This is a genomic window from Pseudarthrobacter sp. R1 (genome assembly GCF_024494415.1).
In the GTDB taxonomy this organism is placed as follows: domain Bacteria; phylum Actinomycetota; class Actinomycetes; order Actinomycetales; family Micrococcaceae; genus Arthrobacter.
Map to the genome: position 1 here is coordinate 22242 of NZ_JAMKFI010000005.1, position 15968 is coordinate 38209.

General features: G+C 65.3%; 15 protein-coding genes, 1 pseudogene and 1 riboswitch. Of the genes and pseudogenes, 11 read left to right on the top strand and 5 right to left on the bottom strand.

Annotated elements, in window-relative coordinates; genetic code table 11:
* Position 1: 1 nt before the first annotated feature.
* Both M8J71_RS04385 and purU read right to left on the bottom strand, forming a co-directional pair.
* Complete coding sequence (locus tag M8J71_RS04385) at positions 2-652, bottom strand: class I SAM-dependent methyltransferase (protein ID WP_256246781.1); 651 nt, start codon at positions 650-652, stop codon at positions 2-4.
* Between the two features lie 39 nt (positions 653-691).
* Complete coding sequence (purU, locus tag M8J71_RS04390; RefSeq protein WP_256246782.1) at positions 692-1552, bottom strand: formyltetrahydrofolate deformylase; 861 nt, start codon at positions 1550-1552, stop codon at positions 692-694.
* Positions 1553-1595: 43 nt separating this feature from the next.
* Positions 1596-1681, top strand: a riboswitch (ZMP/ZTP riboswitch).
* 147 nt (positions 1682-1828) lie between these two features.
* Here purU and glyA point away from each other — a divergent pair.
* The 10 genes from glyA (at position 1829) to M8J71_RS04440 (ending at position 11239) form a co-directional block, all read left to right on the top strand.
* Complete coding sequence (gene glyA / locus M8J71_RS04395; RefSeq protein ID WP_163164220.1) at positions 1829-3127, top strand: serine hydroxymethyltransferase; 1299 nt, start codon at positions 1829-1831, stop codon at positions 3125-3127.
* A 3-nt stretch (positions 3128-3130) separates the two neighbouring features.
* Positions 3131-4036 (top strand): bifunctional methylenetetrahydrofolate dehydrogenase/methenyltetrahydrofolate cyclohydrolase, encoded by a 906-nt coding sequence (locus tag M8J71_RS04400; RefSeq protein ID WP_256246783.1) that lies wholly within the window; start codon positions 3131-3133, stop codon positions 4034-4036.
* 142 nt (positions 4037-4178) lie between these two features.
* Positions 4179-5162 carry an ABC transporter ATP-binding protein gene (locus M8J71_RS04405; protein WP_374114815.1) on the top strand — a complete coding sequence of 328 codons (984 nt, stop codon included), beginning with the start codon at positions 4179-4181 and terminating at the stop codon, positions 5160-5162.
* Positions 5163-5208: 46 nt separating this feature from the next.
* Positions 5209-6042 carry an ABC transporter permease gene (locus M8J71_RS04410; RefSeq protein ID WP_256247053.1) on the top strand — a complete coding sequence of 278 codons (834 nt, stop codon included), beginning with the start codon at positions 5209-5211 and terminating at the stop codon, positions 6040-6042.
* The gene (locus tag M8J71_RS04415) at positions 6039-6872 is read left to right on the top strand and encodes an ABC transporter permease (RefSeq protein ID WP_256246784.1); all 834 of its coding nucleotides are present in this window, start codon (positions 6039-6041) and stop codon (positions 6870-6872) included. Before M8J71_RS04410 ends, M8J71_RS04415 begins: the two co-directional genes overlap by 4 nt.
* A gap of 62 nt (positions 6873-6934) precedes the next feature.
* The gene (locus M8J71_RS04420; protein WP_256246785.1) at positions 6935-7495 is read left to right on the top strand and encodes a hypothetical protein; all 561 of its coding nucleotides are present in this window, start codon (positions 6935-6937) and stop codon (positions 7493-7495) included.
* A 10-nt stretch (positions 7496-7505) separates the two neighbouring features.
* Positions 7506-8339, top strand: a complete 834-nt coding sequence (locus tag M8J71_RS04425) for an exodeoxyribonuclease III (RefSeq protein ID WP_256246786.1) — start codon at positions 7506-7508, stop codon at positions 8337-8339.
* A gap of 21 nt (positions 8340-8360) precedes the next feature.
* Positions 8361-9404, top strand: coding sequence for a tryptophan--tRNA ligase (gene trpS / locus M8J71_RS04430; protein ID WP_256246787.1), 1044 nt, complete (start codon positions 8361-8363; stop codon positions 9402-9404).
* 4 nt (positions 9405-9408) lie between these two features.
* Positions 9409-10131 (top strand): 2'-5' RNA ligase family protein, encoded by a 723-nt coding sequence (locus M8J71_RS04435; protein WP_256246788.1) that lies wholly within the window; start codon positions 9409-9411, stop codon positions 10129-10131.
* A 37-nt stretch (positions 10132-10168) separates the two neighbouring features.
* Positions 10169-11239, top strand: a complete 1071-nt coding sequence (locus M8J71_RS04440; protein WP_256246789.1) for a YihY/virulence factor BrkB family protein — start codon at positions 10169-10171, stop codon at positions 11237-11239.
* Between the two features lie 17 nt (positions 11240-11256).
* Here M8J71_RS04440 and M8J71_RS04445 read toward each other — a convergent pair whose 3' ends face one another.
* The gene (locus tag M8J71_RS04445; RefSeq protein ID WP_374114805.1) at positions 11257-13533 is read right to left on the bottom strand and encodes a hypothetical protein; all 2277 of its coding nucleotides are present in this window, start codon (positions 13531-13533) and stop codon (positions 11257-11259) included.
* Between the two features lie 356 nt (positions 13534-13889).
* On the opposite strand from M8J71_RS04445, the pseudogene M8J71_RS04450 reads away from it, so the two are divergent.
* Positions 13890-14156: pseudogene (locus tag M8J71_RS04450) on the top strand (ABC transporter substrate-binding protein); the annotation flags it as partial.
* 84 nt (positions 14157-14240) lie between these two features.
* On the opposite strand, the gene M8J71_RS04455 reads toward M8J71_RS04450, so the two are convergent.
* Both M8J71_RS04455 and M8J71_RS04460 read right to left on the bottom strand, forming a co-directional pair.
* A complete protein-coding gene (locus M8J71_RS04455) occupies positions 14241-15017 on the bottom strand; it encodes an alpha/beta hydrolase family protein (RefSeq protein WP_163164229.1) in 777 nt (258 codons plus the stop codon).
* 168 nt (positions 15018-15185) lie between these two features.
* Positions 15186-15968, bottom strand: coding sequence for a succinate dehydrogenase iron-sulfur subunit (locus M8J71_RS04460; RefSeq protein WP_256246790.1), 783 nt, complete (start codon positions 15966-15968; stop codon positions 15186-15188).

The following is a 15968-nucleotide window of genomic DNA, read 5'->3' on the forward strand; positions in this document are numbered from 1 at the left end:
ATCAGGGGGTGCGGAGGACCAGGAACTGGTAGTGCTGCGTCCAGTAGCCGCCGCCGGGTCCGGACTCGGTGCCGGTACCTTCGGGCCAGGTGGCAAAGTCTTCGATGGTTCCGTGGCGCCCAAAGACTTCCCGGACCGTTGCGTCGGTGCGCCTGCAGAAAAAGCGGGGCACGACGTCGTCCTCCGGGTTCAGTTCCGCTTCATCGTTTCCGGACCACAGGCCGACGGCGATCAGCGCGCCCGGCGCGCACACCCGCACCAGCTCTGCCAGGACCGCGTCCAGGTCCCTGGCGGGAATGTGCAGCAAAGTACTCATGCACCACATCGCCGGGAACGAGCCGTCCGGGAACGGCAGGCTCCGGGCGCTCGCAACCGATACATCCAGACGCCTGGCACGGGCACGCCGGACCTGCCCCTCCGCGAGGTCCACGCCCGTGTAATGGATGCCCGCCTGCACGAACTGCAACCCGTCCAGGCCGGTTCCGGCTCCAATCTCCAGGACGGAGTGCCGCCCTTCGGACTTCAGCAGGGCGATGAAGCGGCGGCGCTGCTCCACACGATGGAGCGACGGCGGATGGTCGGCGCCGGAAGCGGCCCGCCGGTTGTAGAAATCGGCAAGGCGGCGCTCGCCGTCCTCCGCCCCCGCTTCCATCGCGCCTCCCCGACGCTCAGCCCGGTCAGTTCAACACGGTCAGTTGAAGACGACAGTCCTGTTGCCGTCCAGCAGGACCCGGTGCTCCGCGTGCCACTGCACCGCCTGGACCAGGGTGCGGCCTTCCACGTCCCGGCCCATCTGGACGAACTGCTCCGGCGTCCGGGCATGATCCACCCGGATGACTTCCTGCTCAATGATGGGGCCCTCATCCAGTGCCGCCGTCACATAATGGGCAGTGGCACCGATCAGCTTCACACCGCGGGCATGGGCTTGGTGGTACGGCTTGGCGCCCTTGAAGGACGGCAGGAACGAGTGGTGGATGTTGATGGCCTTGCCGGTGAGCTCGGTGCAGAGCTCGTCGGAAAGGATCTGCATGTAGCGGGCCAGGACCGTCAGTTCGATATCGTGCTCGGCCATGATGGCCCGCAGCTTGTCTTCCGCCTGCGCCTTGGTGTCCTTCGTGACGGGGATGTGGTGGAACGGAATTCCGTAGAACTCGGCCAGCCCCGCGAGGTCCTGGTGGTTGGACACAATGGCGGGGATCTCGATGGGCAGCGTTCCGGACCGCTGCTGGAACAGCAGATCGTTAAGGCAGTGGGCGGAGGTGCTGGCCATCACCAGGGTCCGTACCTTCTGCCCCACGCCGTTGAGGCTCCACTGCATGCCGAATGCCGCTGTTACGGGCTCCAAAGCTGCCCGGAGCTCCGACGCGGCAGCCGGCGTCGTCACCTCTACCCGCATAAAGAAGTTGCCGGTGGCCGGGCTTCCGTACTGCTGCGAATCCGTAATATTGCATCCCGCTACCAGCAGGGCGCCGGCCACCGCATGGACGATTCCCGGGCGGTCCGGGCAGGACAGGGTTACTACGTACGCTTGGTTCAGCTGCTCTTCACTCACGCCTACAAGCCTACCCGCGCAGGGCGCTGCCGATTTGGTAGGCTGGGAGCGTCGCAACTGGCGTTGGGTGGCTAACCACCAGGGAGCGGCAATCACGAAGACCACGGATCGTACGCCTGGGCCGAGGGTCATGTCTTGCCGGAATTGGGGCTGCACCTGCGTCAGTACTGCAGCGCCATCAGCCTGCGCTTTCACGCCCTGTCATCAAGTGTGTGAAAGTGCGCCAGCCGGTAGCCTGACCTAAGCAGTGCCCGTATCCCTAGCCAGGAGTTCTTCGTGACTACTACAGCCACCTCAACAACCGCCGTCAGCAATCAGCCGCTGGCTGAGCTCGACCCCGAAATCGCAGCAGTCCTGGACCAGGAACTCGGCCGCCAGCGCGGCACCCTGGAGATGATTGCCTCCGAAAACTTTGCCCCCCGCGCCGTGATGGAAGCCCAGGGCTCCGTCCTGACCAACAAGTACGCCGAGGGCTACCCGGGCCGCCGCTACTACGGTGGCTGCGAATACGTTGACGTCGCAGAGCAGCTGGCCATTGACCGGGTCAAGGCCCTCTTCGGCGCCGAGTACGCCAACGTCCAGCCGCACTCCGGTGCCCAGGCCAACGCAGCCGCGCTGTCCGCAATGATCACTCCGGGCGACAAGATCCTCGGCCTGTCCCTGGCCCACGGCGGCCACCTGACGCACGGCATGAAGCTGAACTTCTCGGGCAAGCTCTACAACGTGGCTGCCTACCAGGTGGAGGAAGACAACTTCCGCGTGGACATGGACAAGCTCCGGGAGCAGGCCATCGCCGAGAAGCCCCAGGTGATCATTGCCGGCTGGTCCGCCTACCCGCGCCACCTGGACTTCGCTGCCTTCCGCTCCATCGCCGATGAGGTCGGCGCGCTGCTCTGGACCGACATGGCGCACTTCGCCGGCCTGGTTGCCGCCGGACTGCACCCGAGCCCGGTGCCGTACTCCGACGTCGTCACCTCCACCGTGCACAAGACCCTCGCCGGTCCGCGCTCGGGTGTAATCCTGGCGAAGCAGGAGTGGGCCAAGAAGCTGAACTCCAACGTCTTCCCGGGCCAGCAGGGCGGGCCGCTGATGCACGTCATCGCAGCCAAGGCGGTGGCCTTCAAGATCGCCGGCACCGAGGAATTTAAGGAGCGCCAGGAGCGCGTCCTCGAAGGTGCGAAGATCATCGCCGACCGCCTCAACCAGGCCGACGTCGCCGAAGCCGGCGTCTCCGTCCTCACCGGCGGCACCGACGTGCACCTGGTCCTCGTTGACCTGCGCAACTCCCAGCTGGACGGCCAGCAGGCCGAAGACCTCCTGCACTCCGTGGGCATTACGGTCAACCGCAATGCTGTTCCGTTCGACCCCCGCCCGCCGATGGTCACCTCCGGCCTGCGCATCGGCACCCCGGCCCTGGCCACCCGCGGCTTCGGCGCCGCCGAGTTCACCGAGGTGGCAGAGATCATCGCCACCGCGCTGAAGGCCGGCAACAGCGCAGACGTCGAGGCCCTGCAGGCCCGCGTGGACAAGCTCGCCGCCGACTTCCCGCTGTACCCGCAGCACGAGCAGTGGTGATCCATGACTGAAACCAGGCAGACCGCGAAGATCCTCGACGGCAGGGCGGCCGCTGCGGCCATCAAGTCCGAGCTCACCGAGCGGGTCGCGGCACTGAAATCCCAGGGCGTCACTCCCGGCATTGCCACCGTGCTGGTCGGTGCGGATCCTGCCTCGCAGCTCTATGTGTCCATGAAGCACAAGCAGTCTGTGGAGATCGGGATGAACTCGATCCAGCGCGAGCTCCCGGCGGATGCCACCCAGGCCCAGGTGGAGGCCCTCATTGACGAACTCAATGCGGACCCCGCCTGCCACGGCTACATCGTGCAGCTGCCCCTGCCCAAGCACCTGGACACCGATGCCATCCTTGAGCGCATCGACCCCGCCAAGGATGCCGACGGCCTGCACCCCACCAACCTTGGCCGGCTGGTGCTCAACGTCAGCGGCGAGATCACCTCACCGCTGCCGTGCACGCCCCGCGGCGTCATCGAGCTCCTGGAGCGCAACGGTTACAGCCTCGCCGGCAAGCATGTTGTGGTGGTGGGCCGCGGCGTGACGATCGGCCGCTCCATCGGGCTGCTGCTCACCCGGCGGGCCGTGAACGCCACCGTGACCCTGACGCACACCGGCACCGAGAACCTTTCGGACCTGTTGCGGCAGGCGGACGTCATTGTGGGTGCGGCGGGTGCCAAGCACATCGTCAAGGCTGCGGATGTGAAGCCGGGCGCTGCCCTGCTCGACGTCGGCGTCACCCGCGAGACCGACCCCGAGACGGGCAAGAGCAAGGTCCACGGCGACATTGAACCCGCCGCTGCCGAGGTAGCCGGCTGGATCTCGCCGAACCCCGGGGGTGTGGGTCCCATGACCGTGGCGCTGCTGATGACCAATGTTGTCGAAGCCGCTGAACGCCAGGCGGGAATCGCCCGGTAGTTTCTTTCTTCAGGCCCGACGGCGGCCCGCCCCTTGCACACGAGGGGCGGGCCGCCGTCGGACTTTAAGCACTGAACTGAAAGTCCCCTTCCACCTGCCGGTCAGCTCTACTAGTCTGCGGAGGGTGCATAACAAAGCCACCGTGTCCTCCGGCGCCGCTGCCGGCGCCGTCCAGCCCGCCGAAGAGCCCCACACCGAACCCCGCCGGATCGTCATCACGGCAGAAAACCTGACCAAGACCTACGGCGACGTTACCGCCGTGGACGGCATCTCCTTCAGCGTCCCCGCCGGAGAATCCTTCGGCCTGCTCGGGCCCAACGGTGCCGGCAAATCCACCACCATGAAGATGATCGGCGGAGTCACCCGCCGCACTTCCGGGGACCTGCACATCATGGGCCTGGACCCGGACTCGCACGGGCCGGAGGTGCGGGCACACCTTGGGGTGGTGCCGCAGCAGGACAACCTGGACGAGGAACTGCGGGTCCGCGACAACCTCCTGGTGTACGGCCGGTACTTCGGCCTGCCCATGAGCTACCTGAGGCCAAAGGCTGACGAACTGCTGGAGTTCGCCCAGCTGACGGACAAGGCAAAGTCCAAGGTGGATGCACTGTCCGGCGGCATGAAGCGGCGGCTGACCATCGCACGTTCGCTGATCAACGAACCGCGGATCCTGCTGCTGGACGAACCCACCACCGGGCTGGACCCGCAGGCGCGGCACATCCTCTGGGACCGACTTTTCCGGCTCAAGGAGCAGGGCGTCACACTGATCCTGACCACGCACTATATGGACGAGGCCGAGCAGTTGTGCGACCGGCTCATCGTGGTGGACAAGGGCCGGATCATGGCCGAGGGGTCCCCGGCGCAGCTGACCCGCGAGCATTCCACGCGGGAGGTGGTCGAGCTGCGCTTCGGCTCCGAACGGAATACCACCATCGCCGCTGAACTGGAGGGCATCGGGGAGCGCCTGGAGGTCCTCCCGGACCGGGTGCTGATTTACGCGCACGACGGCGAGGCGGCCCTTGAGCAGGTAGCGTCCCGCGGCTTGCGGCCGCTGACCTCGCTGGTACGGAGGTCCTCGCTGGAAGATGTGTTCCTCCGGCTGACCGGCAGGAGCCTCGTTGAGTGAGAAGGCGGGGTTGAGCCCGGACGCGGGCCTCGCGGGGAAGGCGGACGTGGCGGAGGCGCCTGCACGGGCGCACAGCCCCGAAGTAGCGGCCGCCAAGGCGAGGCGCTGGGGTGCCTTCTACTACGCCGAGCAGGTGCTCCGGGTCATGAAGGGCTACAGCTGGTCCATCATCATGTACAGCGTGGGCCACCCGGTGGCCTACCTGTTTGCCATGGGCGTGGGCCTGGCAACCCTGGTTGACTCGCAGGGCGCTGGAGCCTTCGGGGGAGTGGGCTACGTGACGTTCGTGGCGCCGGCGCTGCTGGTCTCAGCGGCAGTCATGACCGCCGCGAACGAATTCACCTTCCCCGTGATGGACGGCTTCAAGTGGCGCCGGACTTACTACGGGCCCCACGCCTCGCCGCTGACGCCCCAGCAGATCGCTGCCGGCCACATCATGGCGGTGACCCTGCGCTTCCTGCTGCAGTCCGCCGTCTATTTTGCGGCTGTTGCACTTTTTGGTGCGGCGCCGGACGGCTGGGGCTGGGTGACCATCCTGGTGGCCACGCTCGCGGGGCTCGCCTTTGGCCTGCCACTGATGGCGTACTCCGCATCCCTCACTGAGGACAAGGGCCAGTTCGCCCTGGTAATGCGGTTTATCGTGATGCCGCTGTTCCTGTTCTCCGGAACGTTCTTTCCCCTGGACAGCCTCCCGCTGGCGGTGCGCTGGATCGGGTGGATCTCACCCATCTGGCACGGTACGGAACTGGGCCGGGTCTTCAGCTACGGGTACCGGGAACCTCCGCTGTTGACCGTCCTGCATATTGTGGTGCTGGCGGGCCTGGCCGTGCTGGGCTGGGTCCTGACCCGGAAACAGTTCGCCGCAAGGATGGGCCGATGAGCGCTCTGCTGCCCCCGACAAGCGCGACGGACGCGGCCCGCAACAGGAGCTTCGGGCCGCTGTATTCGCGCAACGCCAGGGCCGTGATTTCCCGTGGGCTGCTCGCCACGAAGAGCACCAACTGGCTGGTGATGCTCTCCGGGTTCTTCGAACCGGTCCTGTTCCTGATCTCCATGGGAGTGGGGCTCGGCGCGATTGTGGGTTCGGTGCAGGATCCGGGTGGCGGGGAGATCAGTTACGCCGCCTACATCGCCCCCGCACTGCTGGCTGTCTCCGCGATGAACGGGGCCGTTTACGACTCCACCTGGAACGTGTTTTTCAAAATGAACTTCGCGAAGCTATACCAGGGCATGCTGTACACGTCGCTGGGGCCGCTGGACGTTGCCTTGGGGGAGATCTTCCTCGCCCTCCTGCGCGGACTGCTCTACGCCATGGGGTTCACGGCAGTGATGGGTGTTATGGGGTTGATCACCACGCCCTGGGCGTTGCTGATGATCCCGGCTTCGGTGCTGATCGCCTTCGGGTTCGCGAGCATCGGGATGGGGATTACGAGCTTCCTGAAGACCTTCCAGCAGATGGACTGGATCAACTTCATCATGCTGCCCATGTTCCTGTTCAGCGCCACGTTCTACCCGCTCAGCGTGTACCCGCAGGCCATTCAGTGGCTCATCCAGGCCATGCCGCTGTGGCACGGGGTGGAACTGCTGCGCCAGATCAGCGTGGGCACGTTCACGGCGGCCACCCCGATCCACATCGGCTACTACCTGGTGATGACGGCGCTGGGAATGCTGCTCACCACCGTGCGGCTGCGGCAGCTCTTCCTGAAGTAGCCCCTGTTCGCCCGGGGTGGAAGGCGGCGGGAGCATACTCCGGCGTTTGAGAGAATGGGTGCATGCAATCTTTGGGCAGCTCCAGGTCATCCTCCAAACCCGCCAGGGGCGGATTCTCCATGTTCCGCATCAGCGGGCCGGGACTGATGGTCCTCGTCACCGCGTTCGTTGTGGCCGTCATCTTCGCGGCCAACCAGAACGACGTCGTGGGCTGGGTTGTTGCCGTCATCGCCGCCTTCTGGCTCGCCCTCGCCTGCTTTGTTGTCTTCAGCATCCAGAAGGCAGCCAGGAAGGCGGGAGCCAAGCTGACTGAAGCCCAGAATGCCTTCACCACGGCTGCGGGGCGCGGCCCCTACGCCTCCGCCGACCAGGGCGGCACCCGTGTGGTTGCAGAGCGCAGCCAGGCGGACGAAGTGCGGGACCTCAAACTGGACCACTCCTTCAAAATTGTCCAGGTGCAGATCCGCGTGGTGGAGGAGGAACGCGCCAAGGGCGCTGCAGCAAACCAGGACACGATCAACCGGGCACTGGAAACCATCGAGATCACAGCCACGAATGCCAGGGACATGATCAAGTCCTCCGGCGGCAGCGGAGAGCCGGTCACCGGAACCATCATCGACTAGAGTGGAGCGGGTGATCTCGGCATTGAAGAAGGACCACCTTCGCATCGCATCCGTTAATGTCAACGGCCTTCGGGCCGCCTACAAAAACGGCATGGCGGCGTGGCTTGAACCGCGCGAAGTGGACATCCTCTGCCTGCAGGAAGTCCGCGCCCCCGATGCCATCGTCCGGCAGCTGCTGGGCGAAGGCTGGCACATCCTGCACGCCGAGGCTGAAGCCAAGGGCCGCGCCGGAGTCGCGATTGCTTCACGCGAAGAACCCCTGGCAACCCGGAACGGCATCGGCGACGATTACTTCGCCACCGCCGGCCGCTGGGTTGAGGCTGATTTCCGGTTTGCCGATGCTGCCGGCCACCCGGTCCAGCTCACCGTGGCAAGCGCCTACGTCCACTCCGGTGAGGTGGGCACGCCCAAGCAGGAGGACAAGTTCCGGTTCCTGGATGCCATGAGCACCCGCCTCCCGGAACTGACCAAACACAGCGACCATGCCCTGGTGGTGGGCGACCTCAACGTGGCCCACACGCCACTGGACATCCGGAACTCGAAGGGCAACGTTAAGAAGGCGGGCCACCTGCCGGAGGAACGTGCCTACTTCGACCGGTTCTTCGGTGAGGACATTGGCTGGCAGGATGTCCACCGCAACCTGTCGGGCGAGGTTGACGGACCGTATACGTGGTGGTCCCAGCGCGGGAAGGCGTTCGACAACGACACCGGTTGGCGCATCGACTACCACCTGGCCACCCCGGCACTGGCTTCAGCCGCCATCTCGGCGGTTGTGGACCGGGCGGCCTCGTGGGACACCCGCTTCTCCGACCATGCCCCGCTGGTAGTGGACTACCAGCTCTGAGCCCCGAAGGTTTCCTCCCCAATGACTAGCCAGACTTCCCCGGCAACCAAGAAGCGCATCCTCTCCGGCGCCAAGCCCACCGCCGACTCCCTGCATCTGGGCAACTACATCGGCGCCGTCCGCAACTGGGTGGACATGCAGGCGGAGTACGACGCCGTCTTCTTCATCCCGGACCTGCACGCCATCACCGTGGACTTTGATCCCACTGAGCTGGCCAGGCGCACCCGCATCGTGGCCGCCCAGTACATCGCCGCCGGCATCGACCCGGACAAGAGCATCTTCTTCGTCCAGTCCCACGTGCCGGAGCACGCGCAGCTGGCCTGGGCCTTGAACTGCATCACCGGATTCGGTGAGGCATCCCGCATGACCCAGTTCAAGGACAAGACCCAGAAGTCCGGCGCCGACGCCGCCACCCTAGGGCTCTTCGCCTACCCCACGCTCATGGCCGCGGACATCCTGCTGTACCAGACCGACCTTGTGCCGGTGGGGGAGGACCAGCGCCAGCACCTGGAGCTGACGCGGAACCTGGCCCAGCGCTTCAACACGAGGTTCGGCCCCACGTTCACCGTTCCGGAGGCCACCATCGTCAAGGAACGCGCCAAGATCTACGATCTCCAGAACCCCAGCGCCAAGATGTCCAAGACCGGCGAGTCGCCCAACGGGGCCATCCAGCTGCTGGAGGATCCCAAGATCGCAGCCAAGCGCATCAAGTCCGCAGTGACCGATGCCGGCACCGAAATCCGGTTCGACTCCGAGGAAAAGCCCGGCGTTTCGAACCTGCTGACCATCTACTCGTCCCTGACCGGAAAATCGGTTGCAGAACTCGAAGCCGAGTACCAGGGCAAGATGTATGGCCACCTGAAGGTGGACCTTGCGGAGGTGGTGGTGGAGTTCGTCACGCCGCTGCGCGACCGCACCAACGAGTTGATGGATGACCCCGCGGAACTGGACCGGCTGCTCGCGCAGGGTGCGGAGCGTGCCCGCGAAATCGCGTCGGTAACCCTCGGCCACGTTTACGAGCGCATGGGCTTCCTGCCGTCCTTCTCCCTCGCTGGAGTCCGCTAGCGCCATGCCATCCAGCAAAGTCACCGCAAGGGAAGGCTCCCGCTCCACTCAGGTGGCGGGAATGTCCGGTAACCCCCAAGGCGACCCAGCGGTGGCCACCGGCAGAGAGGATGCCGGTGCGCCCCGTGCGGAAAACGTCAGCGTGGGCGTCATCCTGGGATTTCCGCCGGATGTCGCTGACGAGCTGCAGCGGTGGCGGGCTTCGTTCGGCGACCCGCTCGCTGATGTGGTTCCGGCCCATATCACGCTGGTGACCACCACCCCGACCCGGGACTGGGAAGCCACCAGGGAGCATGTGCGGGAAGTGGCGCGCCGCCAGAGGCCGTTTATGGTCACCATCGCCGGAACCGGGACATTCCGTCCGGTTTCCCCCGTGGTGTTCATCAATGTGGAGGACGGCTTCACGGACTGCGTGGACCTGCACGAAAAGCTCCAGCAGGGTCCCCTTCAGCGGGAGCTGCCTTTCGCATACCACCCGCATGTCACCATCGCCCACGATGTGGCCCCGGAAAGCCTCGATGAAGCCGAAACGGTGCTGAAAAACTACAGGGCCACCTTCCCCGTGGTTAGCATGGGACTTTACGAGCACGATGCTGACGGCATCTGGCAGCTACGGGAAGAGCTGGACTTTGGGACCGAAACTGACAACGACGCCGGCGCCCGACTCGCGGACACCGCCGCGGATACAGCAGCCGAAGCAAGCGGAACAACAGCCACTTCCCACTGAGCAGGCCCGCCTGAAGCTCGCCGTCATCCAAAAGCGGATGGAGCTGGGCAAGGCGCGCAGGGCCGGCGGCGGCCCGTTCGCCACCCTGATGGCCACGTTCCAGTGGCTTCTCGCCCGCCTGAATGCCTTCCGCCCCATGCGTGCCTTCCGGCATTACACACTCCAGCACGGTCCGCTGATGAGCGCCGGCATCGGCTTCAACATGTTCTTCTCGATTACCGGCCTGCTGACTACAGGTTTCTCCATCGCCGGGCTGGTGCTGCGCGGACAGCCGGCACTCCTGGACACCATCATCGGCAGCGTGGCCCAGAGCGCGCCCGGACTCCTGAAGCTGAACGGCGGTGAAGGGCTCGTCGATCCGCAGGACCTGCTCAACCCGGACGGGCTCGGTCTGACAGCGCTGGTTGGCGCGGTGGTTACGGTCGTCACGTCGCTGGGTTGGATTGCCGGGCTTCGGGACGGGCTGCGCGGCGTTATGGTGCTGCCCCCGCTGGTGGTGAACCCCATCCTTTTGAAGCTGCGCGACGCCGGCACCCTGCTTCTGCTGGGAGTAGCCCTGGTCATCAGCGCCGGCGCTTCCCTGATCTTTGGCACAGCTGCGGGGTGGGTTTCAGAGTTCCTGCGGCTCGACGCCGCCCTGGCGGGTCCGCTGACCACATCGATCAAGATTGCCGTGCCACTGGTGCTGAGCTGGGTAACAGCAATCATCATGTTCAGACTGGCAGGCAGCCTGAAGCTGTCCCGCCGGGCGCTGCTCGAAGGCACCATCCTGGCGGCGGTGGGCACCACTGTCCTGCAGATCTTCAGCACCGAGCTGCTGGCCGGGGCCGGCCGCAACCCCATCCTGGCCCCCTTTGCCATCATCATCGGCCTGCTGATCTGGTTCAACCTGGTCAGCCAGGTCTACCTCGTCTCGGCAGGATGGGCAGCGGTCCGCGAGGCAGACCTTAAGCACGATTCATCCGGGCACGAGAAGGGCATGTGGGGAGCCCGCCAGGTCCAGCCGGGCAAGGTGCCTGTCCAGCCGGGCAAGGCCCCGGTCCAGAATGACAGCGCCGTTCCGGCTACTGGCCGGCGTCGCGGTATTGGCCGCCCCAGGCAGCGGTAGCCCGCGCCCGCTGGACGCTACGGTGCTGCCACCAGTCCTTCCCACCTCACTGTCCAGTCGGGTGGGAAGCCCGGGGCGTTCCGGTCCGGTCCGTTGTCCCACCCCGCCGCCATCAGTGCGGCGGCGGCGAGCACGCCGCCGTTACCGGGCAGGTACAGCGGCAGGGAGTCTGTTTGGCGGTTATGTCCGTTGGGCAGCACCGTGTTCTTCCCGGCGTCGAGCAGGAGCGCGTTGACAGCCGCCTCCGGGTCCTCGAGGCGGGCGGCAGTCATGGCCATAACGGGGTAGTCCCAGCCCCAGGTACTGCCCCAGTCCCAGTCGGCACGGACATCGGCGAGTGTTGCCCGCATGATGTCCTCGTCGATCAGGTCTGTCTTCGGCACGACGCCGAGGGCGCAGAGCATCGAGGGGTGGTCCGTCCTGATGGTGAACGGTTCCACGTCGATGGCTGCGTAAACGCCATCGGTCACGCGTGGCTTTACCAGGCCATCGGCCACCGTGCGCCAGGCTCCGACAGGTTCGAGCCCCAGCCGTTCCCGCCACCTGGCGGCAGTCCGAAGGGCCCACTGCCAATACGCCAACTCGAAGGTGGGATTGGTGACGGATGCCCGGATGGAGCCATAGCTCTCCTGCGCGGGAATCAGGGGCGGACCCAGCTCAAAGCCGCGCTCTGTGGGATGCGCGAAGCTGGCCATAAAGGCAGCCGACTCGAAGACGATCTCCGCAAACTCCTCGAGCACCTCCCGGCTGGGATTGGAGCGGTATACGAGTTCAGCCAGGTAGATGGGGTGCGGCTGCTGCCAGATCAGGAAGGTTCCGATGGGACTGGGGCTTTCCCTCCCGTCCGGGCCTACCTGCTTTGGCCAGCGCACGCCGTCGAAACCCTGCGTCCTGGCAGTCTCCCGCGAGGTCTCCAATACTGTGGAGTACCACCGCAACGACGGCAGCAGGAGGTCCACACGGTTCCAGAGTGCAAAGTGTGCGGCGTGCCACCAGTGCATTTCGAGGTGGAAGCGGCCACGCCACGAATTGCACACGAGCCCCGTTTCCTGCGGGGGCATGGAGCCCGAACAGTTGACCGCGGTCAAGTACTGCGAGAGAACGATCCGGCGTTCCAGTTCTTTGGCCCGCGGATCGTCCGTCGCATCAAGCTCGATTGCTCCGCCCGAGGTCCAGAACAGAGGCCAATACGCCGCCGAGGCGGCGATCACGCTGCTGCCGGCCTCAAGGCTGTTGCCCTGTGGAAGGCCGACGGCGGCCCGGCCAGATGCGGCATTGCCCGGCTTTGCTGCGGGCAGGGTCACCTCCCTGTCGCCTCGCGGGAGGCAATCGCCGTCGCCGGCCGAGATGAACGCAATACTGCAGTCAAGGACGTCCAGACGGTCCAGGACGCCGTTGTCGGGCGTTATCCGGAGGTGGTGCTGCCCGGTCTGTTCCACCTTGAGCAGGCCTCCTGTGATTAGCACCTGGTAGCGGGAGTTGTCCAACTCGCGGCTGGCGGTCCAGCAGGTGGAGCCGGCATGCTGTTGGGACCCTGTGGGTTCGCCGAGGCGGGTGGTGTGGGCGTTCGGGCTGTTCCAATCGGCCGCATCGTGCCACGCCTCCGAGCCGTAGGGGAAATCGATGCCGATCACTAAACCCTCAAGGAGAGCGGGCGACTCCACGCGAAGGCTGAGCTCGTCGCGGTGGGGATGGCATGCCGTGGTGACGGTGACCGGGTGACCGGCAAGTGTGAAGCGGCTGGTTACCACCCCGGTCCACAGGTCGAGCGTTTGTTCGGTGTCGGTGATATCAGCTTCGGTGAGCGCACGTTCTGTTCCGGCCTCTGCCAGCCTGAAGCCGATGCGTCCCAGATCCAGGCGGTGCGGGTTGGCACGCAGCCATGTTTCACCAAGGGAGGTACCTGTTTCACGGTCGTTGACGATGTCGCCTACCATGTCCACATACGGCACCGGCCCGCGCGGCGAGTCGTAGAGGACCGTGGAGTCCGCCAGGTCATACCGTTGCGCCGGGAGGGTCGAATGCCACCCCCATTGGGCCTGCGTGCCAAGGAGCGTTCCGGGCGGCAGTTCGTCCCTTGAGCCCACCGGGTAGGCGTCCGGCAGCGATTGAAGCCCGGTCAGGTCCATGGTGAAAGCGAACTCGCCGTTGCCCACCGACGCGGGGCTTGCCGGGTCAAAGGCCAGCTGGCGGACATTGTGCCGCCGGACGAGTTCTTCCCTCTTGATCATGCCGCCTGTGACGGCGCCGGGGGAAGGGAGAACCGGGGGAGTAGCGGTGGTTTGGCTGTGCACTATGCACGCCCTCCTGAAGGAAGCGACGTAAGAAAACGTTTTCTGGACGCGTCCAATCCTTGTGGCGGCTCAAGCCCCTGTCAAGCCTTGGGCGGTTCAGGGGCCGCTCAATCCCGGCGCCGATGCGAAAACCACTGTGTCCTCGAGTTCCCGGAGGGCATAAAAGGAAGCCCTTTCGTGGGGGCTCGTGTTCGGCTGGTGCAGAGTCAGGAAGAGCCCACCATCCAACGCTGCTGAGCCTGAACAAGTAGGGTCCGTCGGTGACGTAGACGGGGTGGGCCAGGTGGCTGCGCGCAATTCCCATGGCGTAGCCGCGATCGCCGAAGCTTGACCACGCAGCATGAGCAGCTTGCCGACTTCAGCTCCCCGGCGAGACGCCCACTCCCGGAATTTGGCTCCAGTCCTCGCAGTTTTACACCTTCTCCGCACGCAGCCAGCACACCAAAGCTGCGGCAAAGCTGGTGGACTTCCTGGTGAACAACGAGTCTGCCGCCAAGATCATCCAGAGCGACCGCGGTGTGCCCAGCAACTCAGAAATGCGTACCGCGATCCAGGATCTGCTGACGCCGCAGGGCAAGGTGGAGGCCGAGTACATTGACCAGATCGGCAAGATGGACTTTGCAGTGGATCAGCGAAAGCAAAGCTGCCATCGGCAAGTAAGAGAAGCCACAATGGCAGAACGGCGCCGGCAGCGGTGGCCGGCGGCGTCAGGAAGGGTTCCCGGCGTCGAGGTACTGGTCGGCCCAGGCAGCGATGATCCGGGCCGCCCGCGCCGCCTGGCCCTTTCCGGTCAGGAGGTGGTCGCTGCCTTCGAGCGACACGAAGTTCCGGGGATGCCGGGCCGTCTGGAAGATGGTGCTGGCGTTCTCGATTCCCACGGTGTTGTCCGTTGGGGAGTGCAGCACCATGAGAGGCTTGTGCAGTTGCTTGATGCAGTCCGTCAGGTCGGCGTTCTCGAGGTCCTCAACAAAATGCTTGCGGATCTCCACCCGTTTCCCGCCGAGGTCCACCTCAGCGGAGCCTTCGCTCAGGATCTTGTCCAGCGCAGCGTCGAAGACATGCGCCACGTGCTTGGGCGAGAAGGGCGCCCCAACGGTAGCAACGGCGTCGAGCTCTGGGATCTCGCGCGCCGCAGCCAGCACCGCGGCGCCGCCGAAGGAATGGCCCACCAGCAGGGAAATCTGCTTTCCCTCGCTGCGCATAAACTCCGCCGCCTTCACCGTGTCCGCCACCTTGTGGCTGAAGGAACCCGCGGACCACTCACCGGCAGAGCCGCCCAGGCCCAGGTTGTCGAACCGGAGCATGCCCACGCCGCTGTCCGCCAGCGCCTTGCACATCCGCGAGGCGGAGGGCGCGTCCTTTCCAAGCGTGAATCCGTGGGAGAAGACGCCCCAACCTTTTATCGGGCCCTCCGGGATGTCGATGATGCCGGAGAGCAGCTCGCCGGTGGAACCTGCAAAGGAGACTTTTTCGGAGCGGGACACAGCGTCCCCTTTCTTTCGTTGCGGATGCCCCATCAGTTGTGGTCCCCAAACCGGAGTTTTGGGGCCTGGATCTGATAGCGCAACTGGCGGTGCTTAGCTGGTAAACGACGACGGCGCTGTCCCCCCCCCTTGCGTGGGGGACAGCGCCGTCGTCCGCTAAATCCTAAGTCAGATCTTGCGGGAGAGGATGGCCTGCTTGACCTCTTGGATGGCCTGGGTGACCTGGATGCCACGGGGGCATGCTTCGGAGCAGTTGAAGGTGGTGCGGCAGCGCCACACGCCTTCCTTGTCGTTGAGGATCTCCAGGCGCATGTCGCCTGCGTCATCGCGCGAATCAAAGATGAAACGGTGCGCGTTGACGATTGCAGCCGGACCGAAATACTGGCCGTCCGTCCAGAACACCGGGCAGGATGAGGTGCAGGCGGCGCAGAGGATGCACTTGGTGGTGTCATCGAAGCGCTCACGGTCCTCGGCGGACTGAAGGCGTTCCCGGGTGGGCTCGTGACCCTTGTTGATAAGGAACGGCATAACCTCGCGGTAGGACTGGAAGAACGGCTCCATGTCCACGATGAGGTCCTTCTCCACCGGCAAACCCTTGATGGGCTCAACGGTGATGGGCTTGGAGGTGTCCAGGTCCTTCAGGAGCGTCTTGCAGGCGAGGCGGTTGCGGCCGTTGATGCGCATGGCATCGGACCCGCAGACGCCGTGGGCGCAGGAGCGGCGGAACGAGAGGCTGCCGTCCGTTTCCCACTTGACCTTGTGCAGGGCGTCGAGGACACGGTCGGTGCCGTACATGGTGAGGTGGAAGTCATCCCACGTGGCGTCCTCGGAAACTTCCGGGTTGTACCGGCGCACGCGCAGGTGCACATCGAACGTGGGGATTTCGCCGCCCCCGCCGACGCCGGCAGGCAGTTCAATCTTTGAGGCTGGCTCAGCGATTTCAGCGGTCAT

Excerpts from the sequence above, each read along its gene's own strand:
- M8J71_RS04385 (WP_256246781.1), bottom strand. The coding sequence starts at position 652 with ATGGAAGCGGGGGCGGAGGACGGCGAGCGCCGCCTTGCCGATTTCTAC.
- M8J71_RS04400 (WP_256246783.1), top strand. The coding sequence starts at position 3,131 with ATGACTGAAACCAGGCAGACCGCGAAGATCCTCGACGGCAGGGCGGCC.
- M8J71_RS04415 (WP_256246784.1), top strand. The coding sequence starts at position 6,039 with ATGAGCGCTCTGCTGCCCCCGACAAGCGCGACGGACGCGGCCCGCAAC.
- M8J71_RS04420 (WP_256246785.1), top strand. The coding sequence starts at position 6,935 with ATGCAATCTTTGGGCAGCTCCAGGTCATCCTCCAAACCCGCCAGGGGC.
- trpS (WP_256246787.1), top strand. The coding sequence starts at position 8,361 with ATGACTAGCCAGACTTCCCCGGCAACCAAGAAGCGCATCCTCTCCGGC.
- M8J71_RS04435 (WP_256246788.1), top strand. The coding sequence starts at position 9,409 with ATGCCATCCAGCAAAGTCACCGCAAGGGAAGGCTCCCGCTCCACTCAG.
- M8J71_RS04440 (WP_256246789.1), top strand. The coding sequence starts at position 10,169 with ATGGAGCTGGGCAAGGCGCGCAGGGCCGGCGGCGGCCCGTTCGCCACC.
- M8J71_RS04460 (WP_256246790.1), bottom strand. The coding sequence starts at position 15,968 with ATGACCGCTGAAATCGCTGAGCCAGCCTCAAAGATTGAACTGCCTGCC.